Origin of the sequence: Lentzea sp. NPDC051838 (genome assembly GCF_040681245.1) — a bacterium.
Taxonomy (GTDB): Bacteria; Actinomycetota; Actinomycetes; order Mycobacteriales; family Pseudonocardiaceae; genus Lentzea.
In genome coordinates this window covers 231,141-249,270 of the sequence record NZ_JBFAYI010000006.1, presented here as the reverse complement: position 1 = coordinate 249,270, position 18,130 = coordinate 231,141, and the positions used below count along the sequence as shown (strand labels likewise).

Below are 18,130 nucleotides of genomic sequence, written 5' to 3'. Positions count from 1 at the left end.
GGGCGTCACCCGGCCTTCGTCAGCGAGGCGAACTGGGCTGACCAGGTGGTGCCGAGGATGTCCTGGGCGGCGCGGGCCAGGAGGTAGCCCGCGCAGTAGCGCTCCATCGGGGTGATGTCGAGGATGGCCAGGAGCTGGTAGAGGACGTTGGTGCCGCAGCGGTAGACGGTCATGTTGCGTTCGATCTCCGGTTGGGAGAGGTCGACCGACCACAGCGCCTGGTGGTACTCGCTGAAAGCTGTGCGGGAGGCCGGGTCGTGGCGGCTGATGACGGTGGGGTCGCCGATTTCGTGGGCTCGGGTGCCGTGGCGGGGGTTGCGGCCCTGTTCGAGCAGGCCGGTGTCGTAGGAGGACTCGGCGGCCAGGCGCATGGAGATGGTCCAGGTTTGCCAGGTGGCTTCAACGGACGTCGTCGGGTGACCCCAGGCCACGCGTGAGACCAAGGAGCGGGCTGAGGATGCGTTGGCCGACCACACGGAGTCCAAAGTGGAGCGGACTGTGCCGGTCGGGTCGCAGGCGAGCAGGAACTCTTCTACGTGGGAGAGGAAGGAGTGGTAGCCGTATTGGAGGCCGGCGGGGTAGCGGCTGGCGTGCACGGCCATCGCGGTCAACGCCAGTTCGGCGCGCGGGATGCTGAAGGACTCCCGCAACGCCGGCAAACCCAGTCGCAGGCCCGTGAAGCGCAGGTCGATGTACGCGTCGGGCACGAGGTCGCGCAGACGGTCGACGCACGTCGGCTCGATGCGCACGGAGTTGTTGGGGTACAACGGTGTGAACGGTGGCAGCAGCAGTTCGGCGGCTGCGGCCGAGGAGGCGTGGGCCAGTTGCTCGGCTTCCGATAGCTCCACAGTGGACGGATGAGCGGCCACGTAGGAACGAAGCAATGAAGCCACCAGAAGCGCAGCGGTGTCGGCGGACGGGCCCGAGAGGCGGACGCGGATGTGCGGGCCGTGCAGCCAGTGGCGCTCCACGTGCCCGATCACGTCGGGGAAGGCCGACAACGCGGCCGCCAGCGAAGGGAGGGCGCCGTCGCGAACCAGTGGGGCTTTGATCGGGTCGTGGTAGTAGCAGACGACGTCGGTCACTCGGCCCTCCGGTAGGTCTCCGCGAAGATTTCCAGGACCTGGCCGGACGGGACCGGGAGGGCCTCGGTGAGCTGGACGCGGTGGTCGCGGTAGCGGGTCAGCAGGCGCGGGAGGTTGCGCAGGTGCAGGGCGTTGGTGAGGTCCACGTACTGCGGTTTCGGGCCGTTCATGCGGGCCACGTAGTCCTCCCGCGACGACACGACACCGCCCATGCCCACGAACACCTCACCCGGCAGACCACACGAAGCACGGAACCTCGTCACCGAGGCCACGCCCGAGACGTCGAGCGAAGAAGCTGCGAACTCCCACGTGCGACGGGCGAGCAGGACGTCGCGGTAGCGCAGGCGGTCGGCGAACAGCACGTCACCGGAGTGGGAGAACGGCCTCAACTGGGAGAGGTCGGCCGCGCCGCACGCGAGGTCGGCGTGCAGGGCGGCGGCGCGGCCGGGCAGGGAGATCGGCATCAGGTAGCCGAGGTACAGGACGTCGACCGAAGTGCCGCCACGACGCAGCCGGAGCTCGTCGCGTTCCTGGTCGTGGAAGAGCTCGAAGGCGTCCGGGGTGTGGTCGGCCCAGCGCGGATCCTCGCCGATCTCCACCGAGCCCAGCAACGGGTGCAGGTTCGGGTTGAAGCCCTGCACCGGGCGGTACTCGGCGAAGCCGCGCGGGAACACACCGTCCAAAGTGGCCCGGACGGACGCGTAGGCCTCGGGCGGCAGCAGATCGAGGAACCGGCCCGGAAAGCGGCCGAACCCGTCGTAGACGTGGTTCACGACAAGACCGGAAGGAGAAGGCTGGGCGAAGAAGCCGTACGAGACAGGACGGGTCTTCATCCACGACGGCAGCAGGTCGGCGGCGGCGGAGACGGCCTCGTCGGTGATCACGCCGTCCACCACCAGATCGGCAACCTGCGCGCGGCTGGCACCTAGGCCACCGGTCGGCGCGGAGGCCAGCGCGTCCAGCAGCAACTGCGAGCACTCGGCGAGCCGGGCGGAGCCGCCGCGGCCGAAGGACACGACGAACTGGTCGCGGATGTGCCGGCGGATAGCGAGGTGCCGGTCGAACAACATGAGCAACGGAGTCAGTGCGGCCAAAGACCGCACACCGTCGTACCCGTAGGAGCGACCGAGACGAACCGGTTGCGGCAGCACGACATCCTCGCTCAGCGGCACGAGCCCGCCAAGATCGGCACCGACCGAGGAGCCCAACTCTTCCCACGACGCGGTCAACGCGGCCAACGCGGCGGGACGTTCCGAGGACGAGAGCGATCCGAACGCGACGGTCGCGGAGTAGATCGACATCACCACATCGGCGAGCTCGGACCGTCCTGTGTCGCGCAGCCAGGAGGCGAGCGCCGGACAGGCGGCGGGGTCCTGCGGATCGACGGGCAGAACCGGGATCAGCAGTTTGATGTCGAGCAGCAGCGCGACATAGCCCTGCGCGCGGTCGGACTCCCCGTCGGGCAGCCGGGTCGCGAGCACGCTGGCGAGCTCGGACGGGCTGATTCCCTTGGGATTGGCCGCGGTCAGGCCGATGAGGAACTTCAACGGCGGACTGGCCGCCAGCTCCACGTTCTCCTCGGAGCACAGATACGCCCGCAACGGCCCGGAAGCGGGGACGTCGCGGAGGAACTTCATCCGGCCGTCGTCCTCGTGCACGTCGGGCGCGAGCCGGTGCGGGTGATCGAAGAGCCGGGAGCGGTCGGAGACCAGCGCGGCGACCAGGCGGGTCAGCAGCATCTGGTTGACCCGCGTCACGGCGACGGGCGTGCCCCAGTCGGGCGCGGGAGCGTCGGCCGACCAGGTGCCCCAGCCCGTCGACGTGTACCAGGACAGCGGACTGGTCTTCGACGTGGCGCGCAAGGCGTAGCGCAGCACAGTCGGTTCGGCTTTGCGGGCCCGGCGGTCGTCGGAACCGGCACGCGAAAGCCCCTGCCACAGATCGCGTCCACTGAGGACTGCCGCACGGCGCAACGGCTCCGAAGCACATACCGAGGCGAGCACAGCGCGTTCGGCGGCCAAGGCCTCGGGCTGCAACCGCGCGACCTCCGAGACCAACTCCTCGAGCGAGTCCATCAACGAGAACCACGTGTCCAACAAAGAAATCTGCAAGACAGACGCGGCGGAACGCAACGAAGGCTTGGGCATGCGCCGGTTGTGGACGTCACGGCGCAACGGCAGCACGACACGGCGGTGGAACTCGGAGGTGTGGGCGCCCGCGCTGTCGTGCAACGCGTCGCACAACGGACCGGTCAACGACTGCAACCGGCTTTCGGTGTCCGCCAACGCCTCCACTGCCCGCCGGAACGGCGCCGCGGCTGCGGCGCCGTCCGGGTGCGGCAGGGCCGCCAGACGCACGAGTGCGTACGGCGCTGCTTCTCCCTGCACGCGATCGGTCATGAGTTCGAGACAGGAAGCTGCGGCTGGTGGCAGCTGCTGCAGGAACCACTGCTGCAAGAGCAGGAGGACGGTCCGCCGGACGCGCCGGACTCGGGGAGCGCGACCGAGTCGCGCATCGTGGTGACCGCGAGGTCACCGAGCTCGAGGTCGTCGAGGTCGAACGAAAGATCCTTCATGCCGTGGCCTTTCTCATTCAATTGTGGTGGTACTGGCCGGGGGGCCGTTCGACCAGGCTCGCAAAGCGCGATACGGCACGGATCGCGCTCTGCTTGATCGCGGCGGCTACAACCGGCCGCGCACCTCGTCGGCCTTGGGTTCGCCCAGCTCCTCGAACAACGTCGCGGACTCCAGCCAGCACTTCTCCGCGCCGCGCCGGTCACCGAGCCCGTCCAGCGCCAGCCCGAGGTTGTCCAGCGACTCGGCCTGCCCGTAGAGGTCGCCGATCGCCCGGAACGTCTCCAGCGCCCGGTCGACGTACGACACGGCCTCGGGGAAGTCCAGCAGTCCCCGATACACCTCGCCGATGTTGTTGAGCAGGATCGCCTCGCTGTAAGGGTCCTTGATCTCCTGCCGGATCTCCAACGCCCGCAGGTACCGCTCCAGCGCCGGTTCGAAACGACCGGCATCAGCGTGCAGCAGCCCGATGTTGTTCAGCGTCACGGCTTCCGAGTGCAGATTCCCCAGCTCACGGGCGATTTCAGCCGACTGCTCGTAGCACGACAGCGCGTCGTCGACCCGTCCCTGCACCATGTACGCGATGCCGAGGTTGTTCAACGTCGGTTCCTGGCGCGACCTGTCCCCGATCGCGCGGAAGATCGCCAACGCCTGCTGGTAGCACTCGATCGCCTCGTCGTGACGCCGAATCTCGCGCAGCCCGATGCCCAGGGTGATCAGCATCCGACCTTCGGCACTGCGATCACCAACGGAACGAGCGGCGGCCAGCGCGACGCTATGCGTGTCTATCCAATCAGTCCAGTGCTTGCGCAGGTTGAAGAAGTCCCACAGGCATTGAGCCAGGTTCCAGCACTGCTCCGCCAGCCCGTGCTCGGCCGCGTCCCGCACCGCCGCCACCAGGTTCGCGCGTTCCGTGTCGCACCACAGCAAAGCCGCGTCCCGGTCGGCGAACGTGCGCGGGTGCACGGCCGGGTCCGCCGGGCCGACCTCCAGCTTCCGCACGGGGTTGAGCTGCAGCTCGGCGTGCCACGACGTGTGCACGTACCAGTCCAGCACCCGCCGCCGCGCCAAGTCCCTGGCAGGCGGCGGTTCCGCGGCCATGACCTGCTCAACCGCATAGGCGCGCAACAGATCGTGCAGCCCGTAGCGCCCAGGAGTGTGCTGCTGCAGCAGATGCTCGTCGAGCAACGTCTCCAGCAGGTCTTCCGTCTCGTACGCGGTCAGCCCGGCGAGCGCGGCGGCGGACTCGGCGGTGAAGTCCTCGCCGGGGTGGAGTCCGAGCAGTCTGAATAATCGTCGCTGGTTGTCGGGGAGTGCCTGGTAGGAGAGGTCGAAGACGCCTCGCGCGCCGGCACCACCCCGTTCGAGCTGCGCCACCAGGTCCAGCACGGTCCACTGTGGACGGCGGGCGAGTCGTTTCGCCGCCAACGCGACCGCGATCGGCAGATGCCCGCACAGGTCCGCGACCCGAACAGCTGCCTCACGATCAGCGTCGATCCGGTCGGCACCGGCGATCCGCGAGAGCAACGCGACAGCCTCGCCGGGCGTGAACACGTCCAGGAAGAGCGAGGACACCCCGTCCAACCGGAGCAACGTGCGGCGGCTGGTGATCAGCACGAGGCACGACGCGCTGCCCGGCAGCAACGGCCGCACCTGGTCCTCGCCGGCCGCGTTGTCCAGCAGCACCAACGCCCGTTTGCCCGCCAGCCGGTCGCGGTACAGCGCGGCCCGTGCCTCCAGCGACTCCGGGATCTGGCCGCCCGGCACCCCGAGCAGGCGCAGGAAGCTTTCCAGCACCGCGGCGGGATCGGCGGGCAGCTCGTCCGCGTCGAACCCGTGCAGATCGGCCCACAGCTGGACATCCGGATACCGCGAGACGAGCTGATGCGCCGCCCGCACAGCCAGTTTCGTCTTGCCGACCCCCGCCATGCCCTCGATCGCGGAGATCACCACGGTGGTCTGCGGCCCCGGCTCGCACAACCGGCGCAGCTCCGCCTCGCGCCCGGTGAACTCGGCGATGTCCATCGGCAGCTGGCGATGCGCGTTCAACGCGGCGTGCGACGGCACCCGGCTCTTGAGGATCACCTGCTGCAGCTGCCGCAACCGCGCACCGGGCTCGACACCGACCTGCTCGACCACGTGTTTGCGCACGGCCGCATAGGCTTCCAGTGCTTCGGTGCGACGGCCGGAGCGATCGAGAGCGAGCATCAGCTGTGCCCACAACTCCTCGCGCAACGGGTGCTGCGCCGTCTCCCGCCGCAACCGGTCGATCACGTCGTCGAACCGGCCGAGCTCCAGCGCCGCCTTGGCATACCGCTCGACCGCCGTCAGCCGTCGTTCCTGCAGACGCGTGAACTCCGCGCGCAGCAACGGTCCCGCGCTCAGCTCGGCCGTCGGAACGCCGTGCCACCTGGCCAGAGCCGATCCGAAGAACCCTGCCGCGGCCTCGACGTCGGCCTCCTCCAAGGCCTCCTCGCCCTGGCGCAGCAACGAGTCGAACGCGTCGAGGTCGAGCTCACCGGGTTCGACGGCGAGCTGGTAGCCGTGACCGGGCCGGGTGATCAGCCGTTCCCCGAGGACTTTGCGCAACCCGGCCACATAGGTGCGCAGGTTCGACTCGGGTGCGACGGGCGGCGAGTCCCAGACCGCCTCGGTGAGCTGTGCGACGCTGACCGCCTCGTTGGCGTGCAGCAACAGCATCGACAGCACCGCTCGCTGCCGGGGTCCGCCCAGCTCCAGCGGTGTGCCCGTCCGCCTGACCGAAAGCGGGCCGAGCAACAGGAACTCCACAGGCGCATCTCTCCTCGAACGTTTGGATCGAACCATCCTCGCGCACCGAGGCGGCTCTGTGCGGTGCCTGGGCGAAATCTGTGCGCGCCGCCTGGCACCTTTGTACCCAGATCCGGTACCTGCGCCGCCGGGCCCGAAAACCCGGGAACAGGGGGTCGGCGCAGTTGCCGGGTCCGGTTCCCCCAAGAACCTGGCCGGCGTGTGAAAGTCACCGCGCACGTCGGCCACCTTGACCGGTGGCCCGGACAGGTCCCCCAGACTGAACCGGGCCACCACCCTTCTACGTCAGGGGAACGCCGAACCGCACCGGCACACCCGGCGAGTGCAGCACGCTGACCGGCGGCCCTGGTGGGGCTTCGAGTCCGGACGCGGCCACGAGATCCTCTTCCAGGTCCAGCAGGTCCGCCTCGTGCAGCGGCCACTCCGGGTGGTCGTTGGGCAAGTAGATCGTTCTTCCGTGCCACGCGACGTGCAAACCCCAGCGCGCGGTCAGGAATCTCTCCAGGTCACCTGGTGTGACAGGTTTTCCGGTCCGGACGACGACCCGACTGGACGCGCCCCGCGGCCCTGGCCAGATGCGCTTGGACGTGTAGGTGAGGACGTCGCCAACCCGCTTCAGCCGCATCGATGACCACTTGTACGGCAGCCGCGCGCTGGTCTGTGCACCGAGCACCGGCACGAGCCGGCTGGCGTCGAGCGACAGGAACACCACCCCGCGCCTGCCCTCGCCGTCTACCGAGTAGAGCCGGACGTTGGTCTCGCAGAACGTGCCGATGTACGGCAGCCGCGGCCCGACCCGTCCGCCGATCGGATGCATCCGGAACGGCACCAGCCCGATGTACGTGACGCCGTTCAGCGTGTCCGGCACCGTGCCCCTGGGCAGGAACCCCGCTACCTGCTCGGGCTCGACGGCCCAGTGGAGGAACGTCACGTCCCGCCACCACTGGCCCACGGCGGCGAACCGCACAGGGCGCGGTGTCAGCGGCGTCACCGGCTCGGTCATGCGCCTGAACGTACCGCTGAGCGGGCGAGTTCTCGCGGCCGTGACGCGGCGTTGACGTGGAGGGTCTACGAAGAGCCCATGGACACCGCCCTGAAGCATCCGGTCGACGAGGTGCTGCCACCCGCGCGGCTCGGGTTGCTCGGTTTGCAGCACGTCCTCGCCATGTACACCGGCTGCGTCACCGTGCCGCTGGTCTTCGGCGCCGCCGCCGGTCTCGACACCCACACCATCGGGCTGCTGGTCAACGCGGACTTGCTGGTGGCGGGCCTGATCACGCTGCTGCAGGCGCTCGGCATCGGCAACGTCCTGGGCGTGCGGCTGCCGGTCGTGGCCGGAGCGACGTTCACCGCCGTGACACCGATGATCCTGATCGCCGGCCAGTACGGCGTGCAGGCCGTCTACGGCTCGATGCTCGCGGCCGGCGTGTTCGGCATCCTGATCGCGGTGCCGTTCGCGCGGGCCGTGCGGTTCTTCCCGCCCGTGGTGACCGGGTCGGTGATCACGGTGATCGGGTTGTCGCTGATCGGGGTAGGAGCCGGGCTGATCACCGGGTTCGAGTCCGCACCCGACTACGCGTCCGGGAAGAAGCTCGCGCTGGCGTTCGGGATCGTGCTGGTGATCGTGCTCGTCGGACGGTTCGCGCGCGGACTGCTGGGCCAGTTGGGTGTGCTGATCGGGCTCATCGGCGGCACTGTGGTCGCGATCTTCCTGGGCATGACCGACTTCTCCGGTGTCGGTGGCGCCGCGTGGCTCGGCATCGCCCAGCCGTTCCACTTCGGTGCGCCGCAGTTCCCGCTGGCCGCCGTGATCTCCATGTGCGTGGTCATGCTGGTGACCTTCACCGAGTCGACCGCCTCCATGATCGCGGTCGGCGAGATGACCGGGCGCCCGGTGACGTCCCGCGACCTGGCACGGGGCCTGGCCGCCGAGGGTGTCTCCGGCGTGCTCGGCGGTGTCATGAACGGCTTCCTGGACACCAACTTCGGCCAGAACGTCGGCCTGGTCGGCATCACGAAGGTGCGCAGCCGGTACGTCACGGCGGTGGCCGGCGGGATTCTGGTGGTGCTGGGCCTGATCCCGAAGCTCGGCGAGATCGTCGCCGCCCTGCCCGGTCCTGTGGTCGGCGCGGCCGGGCTGGTCATGTTCGCGACCGTCGCGGCACTGGGCATCGCGATTCTGCGCACGGTCGACTTCGACAACTCCGGCAACCTGCTGATCGTCGCGGTGACGATCGGCGTCGGCCTGCTCCCGGTCGTCGCGCCGAAGATCTACCAGTCGTTTCCCGCGTGGGCACAGGTGATCGCGGGCAGCGCCATCACGAGTGCGGCGCTGACCGCGTTCGTGCTGAACCTGTTGTTCAACCACACCCGTCGTAGTACTTAGTCGCTTCACGGCGTTCCGGCAGCGGACGACGCGGCTCGCGGACTCCGCTGCCGTCGCCACCGCCCTCGACCCACACGGTCACCACGTCCCAGCGTTCGGCGCGCGTGCCCGCAGCGGGTTGCTGCGCCACGACGACGCCGTTGAGGAGGGGATGGGGACTGTCCGGATCAGGACCCTGCAGGAGCAATCCCGCGTCGTGGCCTGTCAGCCACGCGTCGAGCGCCTGCTTGCCGTGGAAGTTCGGAACTACCACTGTCACATGACTTCACCCGACACCAACGGTACCGGTCAGGAGCGCGGGCGAACAGGTGCGTCGGCGGGCAGCCCGAACGCGCTGAGGGCCTTGGTGACCGTCTCGTCCTGCAGGTCGCCGCCCTCGAACCGGTGCAGCTTCTTGACTCCGAGCCAGGAGAAGTGGTCCTCGATCCACTCCGCGTTGCCCGCTCCGTCCGGAGGTGACCGCACGCTGAGCACCGCCACCGCGTCGGGCGGTGTGGTCACGGTCGCGAGCACGGGCATCGACTCGCCGCTGCCGTAGAGCAGTTCTCCGTTGATGGCGGCGTACTCGTCGCACAGCACGCGCATGCCTATCTCGGACTGCTCCCGGTTCGCCTCGATCACCTCGGTCGCGCAGATCCACAGCACGCGCTGGTCCTCGTACCGCGCCGCCAGTACGCCCTGCCAGTGGTTCTGTTCGAGGTGGGTCTCGACCGCGGTGCGCACGGCCTGTTCCCGTTCCGGATCGAGGCTCGGGCCCGGCCGGCCGAACACGGCGACCGCGATCGCACCTGTCAGCACGATCGCAGCGCACAGCACGACGAGTACTCGTGGCATGACCTCAAGGACGTTCGGCGGCGCCCGTGGTTCCCCAGCGGGCGCGGAGGGTGTGCGTGAACGCCTCGAACTCCGCCGCCATCGACACCTCGTCCGGGTCGAGCAGCCATTGCTGCTGGAGGCCGTCGATCACCGCGATCGTGGTGCGCACGATGGTGGCGACCGGGGCGTCCGCGCTGATCTCGCCGCGCTGCTGTCCTGTGTGGACGGCGTCGGTGAGCCAGGTGCGGGTGCCCGCGTAGTGCTCGCGGATCCACGAGTGGGCCGGGTGCGAGGGTTCGGTGGCCTCTGCGGCCAGACGGACGAACAGGCCGATCAGCTGCGGGCGGGTCGAGTTGCGCGCGACCAGGGCCGTCAGCGCGTCGAACGCCGCCCAGCCCAGTGGCGGGTCGGTGGTGCCGGAGAGGAAGTCGCCGTCCTCGCGGTCGCGTTGCTCCAGCACGGCGGCGAGCAGGGCCGCCTTGCTGGGGAAGTGGTGCAGCAGACCGGACTGCGAGAGCCCGGTCCTCGCCGCGACGGCAGCCACCGACGTGCCGCGGAACCCGGACGTGGCGAACAGCTCGGTGGCGACGGCGACCGCCTTCGCCCTGGACTCCTCACCCGAGATGTCGACCCGCGACCTGGCCCGGTACTTCGGTGGGAACGACACGGCTCACCTCACTCCTGATCAACGCGCAGGGTAACGCGGACGTCGCCCAGACCGCGGGCGATCAGCAGTTCGCCGCCTCGCAACGGGTGCCAGCCGTCCGCCCAGATCCGTTGCACGCGCGGTGAGCACGCCACCTCGACCCGCGCGGTCTCGCCCGCCGCGACGTCGGCGACCGCGAATCCGATCAGGCGCACGGGTTCGTTCTTCGGCCGCAGGTAGACCTGGACGACCTCGCGGCTGGAGCGTTCGCCGGTGTTGGTGAGCGACAACGACACCGCGTCGACCACACCGTCCACAACGGAAGCGGATGCCGTGCCGTACTCCCACGTCGTGTAGCCGAGGCCGTGGCCGAACCAGAACAACGGCTCGGTCGCGCCGCGGTAGCCGATCGCGGTGCCTTCGGTGTAGGGCAGTGAGCCGTTCACCGGTACCGGGGTCAGCGCGCCGGAGTCAGCCCGAGGGAACGTGGTGACCAGCCGCCCGGCCGGTTCTACGTGGCCGAGCAGTGCGGCCGCCACGGCGTCACCGGCTTCCTGGCCGGGCAGGCCCGCCCACAGCACGGCGTCGACCTGGGCGAGCCAGGGCATCAGCACCGGTGTCGCCGCGTTCACCACGACCACCGTGCGTTTCGCGGCCGCTGCCACCGCCGCGACCAGGGCGTCCTGTTCGCCCGGCAACGCGAGCGTCGTCTTGTCGAACCCCTCGGTCTCCTGCTCGTCGGTGAGGCCGACGACCACCACCGCGACGTCCGCCTGGCGCGCGGCCCGCACCGCGGCACCGATGACGTCGGCGGGGGAGCGGGGGACCGGCTGGGCGATGAGCCCGACCAGCGCGGCGGCCTCGCGCACCCGAGCGGTGATCCGGTCGCCGGGGGACACGAGCACCTCGGTCGTCCAGAACGGCGGCTTCAGCAGCGCTTCTTCCACGATGCCGTCCGCCCACGCCAGCCGCGTGGCGTGCTGCTCACCGGCGACCTCGAGCGTCCAGTCGCCGAACCCGCGCACCCCGACCAGCATCCTGACCGGCTCGTCCAGCACGACCTCGCCGGACACCTCGATTGACGCGGCACCCTGCGCCCATCCGCCGTACGCCGCGAGCTCGGCGATCTCCATCTCCCGTGACGCCAGCACCTCGCCCGCCGCGTCGAACGTCGTGGCACGGATGTCGCGCAGCACACCAGGACCCGGAGCGGCGTACCGCTGCCTCACCTCCACACCGTCCACAACGGACACTCGGTCGCCCAGCAGCGACGTCAGGCCGTCGGCGATGCTGATGACGTGCGGTGGCCGCAGTCCGGCCGAACCGCCGCCCTGGGCGACGGTGTCGATCGCGTGCCGGCCGATCAGCGCGACCTGGGAGTCCTGCAGCGGCAGCACGCCGTCGTTCTTCAGAACCGTCATGCCGCCCGCCGCGAACCTCCGCAGCTGCTCACGCCTGGTCGCACTGTCCGGTGCGGGAATGTCCTCCGGCCACGAGCGCTCGCCGAACGCGCCGACCCGCTCGGCGAGCAGCAGCAACCGGCGCAGGTGGTCGTCGACGACTCGTTCGGGGACCTCGCCCGCCTCGACGGCCGCGACGAGCGCGTCCTCCCACGGTCCGCCGGGACCGGGCATCACGAGGTCCAGCCCGCCGTTCGCGCTCTCGGCGGTGGACTGCGCGGCGAACCAGTCGGACATGACCAGGCCGTCGAAGCCCCACTCGCCCTTCAGCACGCCCTCGACCAGGTCCACGTGCTCGGTCGCGGGAACGCCGTTGACCTTGTTGTAGGCGGCCATGATCGCCCACGGCGCGGCGTCCTCGACGACGATCTCGAATGGCAGCAGGTACACCTCGCGCATCGTCTTCGCGTCGAGCTCGGAGCTGGCCGTGCGCCGTTCGGTCTCGGACTCGTTGGCCACGTAGTGCTTCGGCGTCGCCGCGATGCCCTTGTCCTGCAAGCCGCGCACGTACGCGGCAGCGAGCACGCCGGTGAGCAGCGGGTCCTCGCTGTAGGCCTCGAAGAGCCGGCCGCCGAGCGGGGTGCGGTGCAGGTTGATCGTCGGGCCGAGCAGGACGTGCACCTGCTGGGCGGCGGCCTCGTCGGCGAGCAGTGACCCGACCTCGTGGGCCAGGTCGACGTCCCAGTGCTGGGCGAGCAGCGTCGCGTTCGGCAGCACGCAGGCGATCGTTCCGCCCCTGAGCTCGGCGCCGCGGACACCGGTCGGGCCGTCGGAGAGCTTGAGCGACGCCAGTCCGATCGCAGGCTCCGGCCACAGGGCGAAGAGCGCGGACCCCGTCAGCAGTCGCACCTTGCGCGGCAGGTCCAGGCTCGCGATCGCCTTCTCGATGTCCATGTCTTCAGCACACCAGAAGTCCCGACCGTGTGGTCGGTCGGTATATGTGGCCGTGATGCTGTCGTTATCGGGTGGTTATATTTAAGTCCGAGGTAAGGGCGCTAAGGTCGAGGTGGGTAAGCGCTTTCCGTCGCCGGCGAGTGGAGCTCACCGATGCGCTTCAACCGGAAGATGATCGTGGGAGCGGCGCTGCTGCTGGCGGCCTGCGCTCCCGGAACCAACGACAGCGGGACGAACTCCTCAGCGCAGAACCACCTCACGTACCTCTACTTCACCGACGGTCCCGACGAGCAGGTCACGAGAGCCCTGATCAAGGACTTCGAGCAGGAGACCGGGGCGACCGTCGAGCTGCAGATCATCCCGTTCTCCGAGCTGAGCCAGCAGCTGCAGGGTCGCATCGCCAGCAACAACGCCCCGGACGTGTTCCGGACCGACACGCTGACCGGGTACCGCGACGCGTTGCTCGACCTCAAGGCGAACGGCCAGGACATCGGCGCCCAGTTCATGGACGAGGCACGGGACTACATCAGCGGTCCCGGCGGCTCGTTGCTCGCGGTGCCCAGCGACCTCACGATGAACGGGCCGTTCGTCAACCTCGACATGTTCGCGAAAGCCGGTGTCACGCCCCCGTCGCAGCCCTGGACCTGGGACGAGCTGATCGCGAACGCGCGCAAGGTGCAGCAGGCCAACGGGACCGCGTTCGCCCTCGCCTACGACAAGTCGGGCCACCGGTTCTCCGGCATGCTCAACCAGTTCGGCACCAACCTGTTCGGTGCGAACGGTGTCGAACTGGACGCGGCGAAAGCCTCCGCCGCCATCAGGCAGTTCGCCGAGTTGCACCAGCAGGGCCTGATGTCCAAGGACTTCTGGCTGGAGTCCGGCACGAAGTACAAGGGCGCCATCGACATCTTCCTGGCCGGCGACGCACCCGTGTGCGTCAGCGGCAACTGGCAGGTCAGCCAGTTCACCAAGGTCGCGAAGTTCCGGTGGGCCGCGATGCCGAACCCGTGCGCCGAACGCTGCGGCGGGTATCCCGGTGGCAAGTTCATGGCCGCCACCAAGCAGAGCGCGAACCCGCAGCTGGCCGCGAAGTTCGTCGCGTTCATGAACTCCCGTGCCGCGCAGGAGAAGTACGCGAAGGAAGCCCAGTTCCTGCCCACTCGCAAGGACCTGATCGCGTCAGGTGTCCAGTACCCGAACCGCGCGGAGGACATGGCGACGTTCCTCGCCGACGTGAAACGCACGGACAAGGCCGGGTTCGCCAGCACCTACAGTCCCGGTTTCTCGCCGACCGCGACCACGGTGGTGAAGGAGCTCGCGGCGGTCATCGCCGGTCAGGAAAGCCCTGACCAGGCCGTCACGAACATCCGGGCGGCGGCCGAGAAGAACCTCAGGTGAAGCCGTGGAACCAGCGGCTCGCCCCGTACCTGTTCATCGCCCCGAACATGCTGATCTTCGGCGTGTTCATCATCTACCCGGCGATCAACGGGTTCGTGGTCAGCGGCTACGACAGCAACAACGGCCGCACGTTCCGCCCGGTCGGCGTGGACAACTACGGAAACCTGTTCGGTGACGCCGAGTTCTGGACGGCCGCGCGTGCTTCGGTGATCTTCGTGCTGGCGTTCGTCGTGCTGTGCACGGCGGGCGCTGCCGGGTTGGCGTTGCTGTTGACGCAACCGATTCGCGCGCGAGGGTTCTTCCGCGCGGTGTTCTTCCTGCCCGTCCTGCTCTCGCCGGTCGTGGTCGGGTTGCTGTGGGGCTGGATCCTGGAACGCCGGGCGGGTGCGCTGAACTCGATGCTCGGCGCGGACATCCCGTGGCTGATCGACGGCAGGCTCGCGCTCGCTGTGACCGTGTTCGTCGGCGTGTGGACGCACGTCGGGTTCTACACGCTGATCATGATGGCCGGGCTGCAGGGCATCGACGGCTCCTACTACGAGGCGGCGCGGCTGGACGGCGCGAGCGCTTGGCAGCGGTTCCGGTTCGTGACGCTACCCCTGTTGCGGCCCACCACACTTGTGGTGGTGATCTTGTCGTTGATCGCCGGGTTCCAGGCGTTCGACTTCATCTACACGCTGACCGGCGGCGGGCCGCTGGGCGCCACCACGCTGATGGTCCAGTACGTCTACGAGCACGCGTTCCGTTCGCCGATCCGGTACGGACTCGCGGCGGCCGGGTCGGTCGTCCTGTTCGTGACGATCTTCGCGCTGACGATGCTGAACTTCCTGTACGCGCGCAGAAGGGAAGCGGTGTGAGGCGCCCGCCGACCACCGGCCGGGTCCTCACGTACGCCGGGCTGATCGCGTTGACGCTGCTGTTCCTGGCGCCCGTGGTGTGGACGGCGCTGTCGTCGTTCAAGGACCGCACGGAACTGGCCGCGCGCCCGCCCGCGCTGCTGCCGCAGACGTTTGCGCTCGACAACTACACCGAGGCGTTGTCCCGCTTCGACTTCACCATCTACCTGCGCAACAGCCTCGTCGTCACGGTGTCGGCAACGGTTTTAACGCTCGCGATCAACTCGATGGCCGCCTACGCGCTGGCGAAGTACAACTTCCGCGGCCGCGACCTGCTGTTCCTGGTCACGCTCGGCACGATCATGATCCCGCTGCAGATCATCCTCATCCCGTTGCAGCAGGTCGCCTCGCAGCTCGGGATGACGAACTCGTTGCTCGGCATGATCATCCCACCGGCCGCGACACCGACCGGCGTGTTCCTGTTGCGGCAGTACATGCTGACGATTCCGGACGAGCTGGTCGAGGCCGCGCGGATGGACGGCGCCGGTGAGTTCCGGATCTTCCTGAGGCTGATCCTGCCGTTGTGCCGGCCCGCGCTGGCGGTCGTGACGATCTTCTCCGTGATCTGGCGGTGGAACGACTTCCTGTGGCCGCTGGTGATCGCCCAGTCGCAGGACCTCTACACGCTGCCCGTCGCGTTGGCGCAGTTCAACAGCGAGGAAGTCGTGCCCTTCAACTACATCCTGGCGATGTCCGTGGTCAGCATGCTGCCGGTGATCATCGTCTTCCTGCTCACCCAGCGGCACATCGTCAAAGGCATCGCACAGACGGGGTTCAAATGAGCACGCACGAGCTGGACGAACTCGGCGGGGTGCGGGACTGGCTGGTCGCCGGACCGTGGCCGACGCCGTTGGAACTCGACGACGTGCTGGACGCCTCGGGCTCGCCGTGGGGGCCGGGCGGGCGGTGGGTGCTGACGAACGGCCCGGACGTGACGCCGTTCAAAGAGCTGCTGTACCGCCGGGATCCGCTGGTCGAGGAGCCGCCACCGGCTGTGGTCGCGGGGGAGACGTGGCGACGGGTGCGCGCGGCGGCGGACGGGCTGGTCGACTTCAGCGAGTTCTGCTTCACGCCGCAGAAGCGGATCGCGCTGGCGGGCACGGCGTTCGAGGTCGACCAGGCGGAGTGGCGGACGTTGAAAGTCGCCAGTACCGGGCCTGTTCTGGTGTACGTCAACGGGTCCTGTGTGTTGCGGACCGAGCAGGTCACGTACATGGAACCCGCTGAGCACGACGTTCGCGTGTGGTTGCCGTCGGGGATCTCCGAGGTCGTGATCGCGAGCTGGCAGGTCGGGTTTCGCGAGTGCCGCCAGATTCTGCGGTTGCGGGTGGCGGGGCTGCCGGTCCGAGTCGTGATTCCGGGACACGACGGCGACGAGCACGTTGATCGGTTGCTGAACGCCGTCGGCACACCCAAGTGGGGCATCACCGAGCCCGAGGTGGAGTTGATCGGGCCGGATGTCAAGGTTCAAGTCCACTGTGGAGAGATGGAGCGCGAGGTGACGCTTGTCGACGGGCGGGCGGTCGTGCCGCTCACCGTCGAGTCGTCCGACCAAGCCGACGCGGCGTCGATGCTGAGCACCGGCGAGCGGATCGTCCGGGTGTCGATCGGGGACCAGTTCCGCGAGTTCCCGGTGTGCCTGGTGCCGGAGTACCGCGGTGAGCCGGTCGGCAAGCGCGACGAGTGGCGTCGGGAGCTGCTCGACCACGCGGCGGCGGCGACCGGGTGTGCCGCGGAGCTTGCGGCACAGGAGTTGGACTCGAAGCACGTGTTCCGGCCGGTGCGGGTGGCGCGGTCGTTCTGGATGATCGAGAACCGCGCCGACTGCGCCGACTTCGAGGCGGTCGGGTTGCTGCACCTGTGGCATCGCGTACCGGAGTCGCGGGAGCTGGTGCGGGACGCGTTGCTGGGGTTCAAGTACTGGATCGACCAGCCCGGCCTCGACGCGATGTGCTACTTCACCGAGAACCACCAGTTCGTCTGGCACACCGCGGAACTGCTGGCCGGGCAGCTGTTCGCGGACGAGACGTTCGCCAACACGGGTTGGACCGGTTCCAAGCACCAGGAACATGGGCGTGAGTTGGCGCGGGAGTGGCTGGTGCGCAAGCTCGCCGCCGGGTACAGCGAGTTCGACTCCAACGCCTACCTGGCCGTGGACGTGCTGGCGTTGACGACTTTGGTGGAGTTCTGCGACGACGCGGAGATCGCCGATCTGGCCAGGAGGTTGCTCGACAAGACGTTGTTCACGCTGGCCACGAACTCGTGGCGGGGCATCCACGGGTGCGCGCACGGCAGGTCGTACGTGCACACCCAGCGCAGCGCGAGGCTGGAGGAGACCGCGCCGATCTCGTGGCTGTGCTGGGGAGTCGGTGCGTTGAACACCGCCGTGCTGCCCGCGACCGTACTGGCCACCAGCAGGAAGTACGTGCTCCCAGACCACGTCAAGCGGGCCGCTGAACTGCCCGAGGAGTGGCTCGGCTTCCAGCACTACCGCGGCCAGTACCGGCTGCACCACGACCTGCTGGAACGCGCCTACGAGTCGCATCTGGTGGTGTACAAGACGTCGGACGTGCTGCTGTCGAGCGTCCAGGACTACCGAGCCGGGCTTCCCGGGCTGCAGGAACACGTCTGGGGCGCGGTGCTCGGCCCGGAGACCCAGATCTACGCCACCCACCCGGCCAACGACGCGACGCACTCCTCCGCACGGCCCAACGCGTGGGCAGGTCATCGGGTGTTGCCACGCGTGCGGCAGTACCGGGATGTCGTGCTGGCAGTGCACCGAACCGACCGGACGCACGCCTGGTTCCCGATGTCGACCATGGACGAGTGGCGCGCGGTCGGCGGCTGGCTCGCCGGACGTCGTGGCAACGGGTTCGTCGCGGTCACGACCGACGGCGGTTGCCAGGTGGTGAAGACGGGCCCGAACGCGTTCCAGGAGGTTCTGGGCGGACGGGCGTGGGTGTGCACGGTCGGCAGCGGCTCGTTCGACGAGTTCTGCGCCGCGCTGGGCGAGCCGTCGTTCTGCGCCGACGGTGTCGACTACCGCGGGCTGTCGCTGCACTGGGACCTGCCGTTCACGCGGAACGGCTCGGTCGTCCCGCTGGGCGACCTCCACCTCGACAACCCGCTGGTCAAGCTCGACTTCGGGTGATGTGCCACGCCACGGCACACCCGTGGCACGCCTCT

14 protein-coding genes are annotated in these 18,130 nt (G+C 68.9%); 5 read left to right on the top strand and 9 right to left on the bottom strand.

From position 1 onward, the window contains the following. Positions 1-5: 5 nt before the first annotated feature. The 5 genes from AB0M24_RS17065 to AB0M24_RS17045 all read right to left on the bottom strand — a co-directional run bounded on the left by AB0M24_RS17065 (position 6) and on the right by AB0M24_RS17045 (position 7,451). A complete protein-coding gene (locus AB0M24_RS17065; RefSeq protein ID WP_363767708.1) occupies positions 6-1,085 on the bottom strand; it encodes a hypothetical protein in 1,080 nt (359 codons plus the stop codon). Next, on the bottom strand, positions 1,082-3,484 hold the full coding sequence (locus AB0M24_RS17060) for a lantibiotic dehydratase (protein WP_363767705.1): 2,403 nt from the start codon (positions 3,482-3,484) through the stop codon (positions 1,082-1,084). The genes AB0M24_RS17065 and AB0M24_RS17060 overlap by 4 nt, the downstream gene beginning before the upstream one ends. Further along, positions 3,481-3,660: a thiazolylpeptide-type bacteriocin gene (locus tag AB0M24_RS17055; RefSeq protein ID WP_363767702.1), complete on the bottom strand. Its 180-nt coding sequence runs from the start codon at positions 3,658-3,660 to the stop codon at positions 3,481-3,483. Before AB0M24_RS17055 ends, AB0M24_RS17060 begins: the two co-directional genes overlap by 4 nt. Positions 3,661-3,766: 106 nt before the next feature. Next, positions 3,767-6,448 (bottom strand): BTAD domain-containing putative transcriptional regulator, encoded by a 2,682-nt coding sequence (locus AB0M24_RS17050; protein WP_363767699.1) that lies wholly within the window; start codon positions 6,446-6,448, stop codon positions 3,767-3,769. Positions 6,449-6,728: 280 nt separating this feature from the next. Next, on the bottom strand, positions 6,729-7,451 hold the full coding sequence (locus AB0M24_RS17045; protein ID WP_363767696.1) for a DUF2071 domain-containing protein: 723 nt from the start codon (positions 7,449-7,451) through the stop codon (positions 6,729-6,731). Between the two features lie 78 nt (positions 7,452-7,529). Here AB0M24_RS17045 and AB0M24_RS17040 point away from each other — a divergent pair, with 78 nt between their 5' ends. Next, complete coding sequence (locus AB0M24_RS17040; protein WP_363767693.1) at positions 7,530-8,834, top strand: nucleobase:cation symporter-2 family protein; 1,305 nt, start codon at positions 7,530-7,532, stop codon at positions 8,832-8,834. On the opposite strand, the gene AB0M24_RS17035 is transcribed toward AB0M24_RS17040, so the two are convergent. From AB0M24_RS17035 to AB0M24_RS17020, 4 genes are read right to left on the bottom strand one after another with little or no spacing between them, the layout of a single operon-like run. Continuing rightward, a complete protein-coding gene (locus tag AB0M24_RS17035) occupies positions 8,809-9,093 on the bottom strand; it encodes a PASTA domain-containing protein (RefSeq protein WP_363767690.1) in 285 nt (94 codons plus the stop codon). The genes AB0M24_RS17040 and AB0M24_RS17035 overlap by 26 nt on opposite strands. A gap of 29 nt (positions 9,094-9,122) precedes the next feature. Then, on the bottom strand, positions 9,123-9,668 hold the full coding sequence (locus AB0M24_RS17030) for a hypothetical protein (RefSeq protein ID WP_363767687.1): 546 nt from the start codon (positions 9,666-9,668) through the stop codon (positions 9,123-9,125). A gap of 4 nt (positions 9,669-9,672) precedes the next feature. Then, the gene (locus tag AB0M24_RS17025; RefSeq protein ID WP_363767684.1) at positions 9,673-10,317 is read right to left on the bottom strand and encodes a helix-turn-helix domain-containing protein; all 645 of its coding nucleotides are present in this window, start codon (positions 10,315-10,317) and stop codon (positions 9,673-9,675) included. An 8-nt stretch (positions 10,318-10,325) separates the two neighbouring features. Beyond that, the gene (locus tag AB0M24_RS17020; protein WP_363767681.1) at positions 10,326-12,650 is read right to left on the bottom strand and encodes a glycoside hydrolase family 3 C-terminal domain-containing protein; all 2,325 of its coding nucleotides are present in this window, start codon (positions 12,648-12,650) and stop codon (positions 10,326-10,328) included. 153 nt (positions 12,651-12,803) lie between these two features. Between AB0M24_RS17020 and AB0M24_RS17015 the strand changes: the two genes are divergently transcribed. The 4 genes from AB0M24_RS17015 to AB0M24_RS17000 are packed head-to-tail and all read left to right on the top strand — an operon-like array spanning position 12,804 to position 18,095. Then, on the top strand, positions 12,804-14,048 hold the full coding sequence (locus tag AB0M24_RS17015) for an extracellular solute-binding protein (RefSeq protein ID WP_363767678.1): 1,245 nt from the start codon (positions 12,804-12,806) through the stop codon (positions 14,046-14,048). Then, positions 14,045-14,905 carry a sugar ABC transporter permease gene (locus tag AB0M24_RS17010; RefSeq protein WP_363767675.1) on the top strand — a complete coding sequence of 287 codons (861 nt, stop codon included), beginning with the start codon at positions 14,045-14,047 and terminating at the stop codon, positions 14,903-14,905. The genes AB0M24_RS17015 and AB0M24_RS17010 overlap by 4 nt, the downstream gene beginning before the upstream one ends. Further along, a complete protein-coding gene (locus tag AB0M24_RS17005; RefSeq protein ID WP_363767672.1) occupies positions 14,902-15,726 on the top strand; it encodes a carbohydrate ABC transporter permease in 825 nt (274 codons plus the stop codon). Before AB0M24_RS17010 ends, AB0M24_RS17005 begins: the two co-directional genes overlap by 4 nt. Continuing rightward, entirely contained in the window at positions 15,723-18,095 is a 2,373-nt protein-coding gene (locus AB0M24_RS17000) for a hypothetical protein (RefSeq protein ID WP_363767669.1), read from the top strand. Before AB0M24_RS17005 ends, AB0M24_RS17000 begins: the two co-directional genes overlap by 4 nt. Positions 18,096-18,130: the final 35 nt, after the last annotated feature.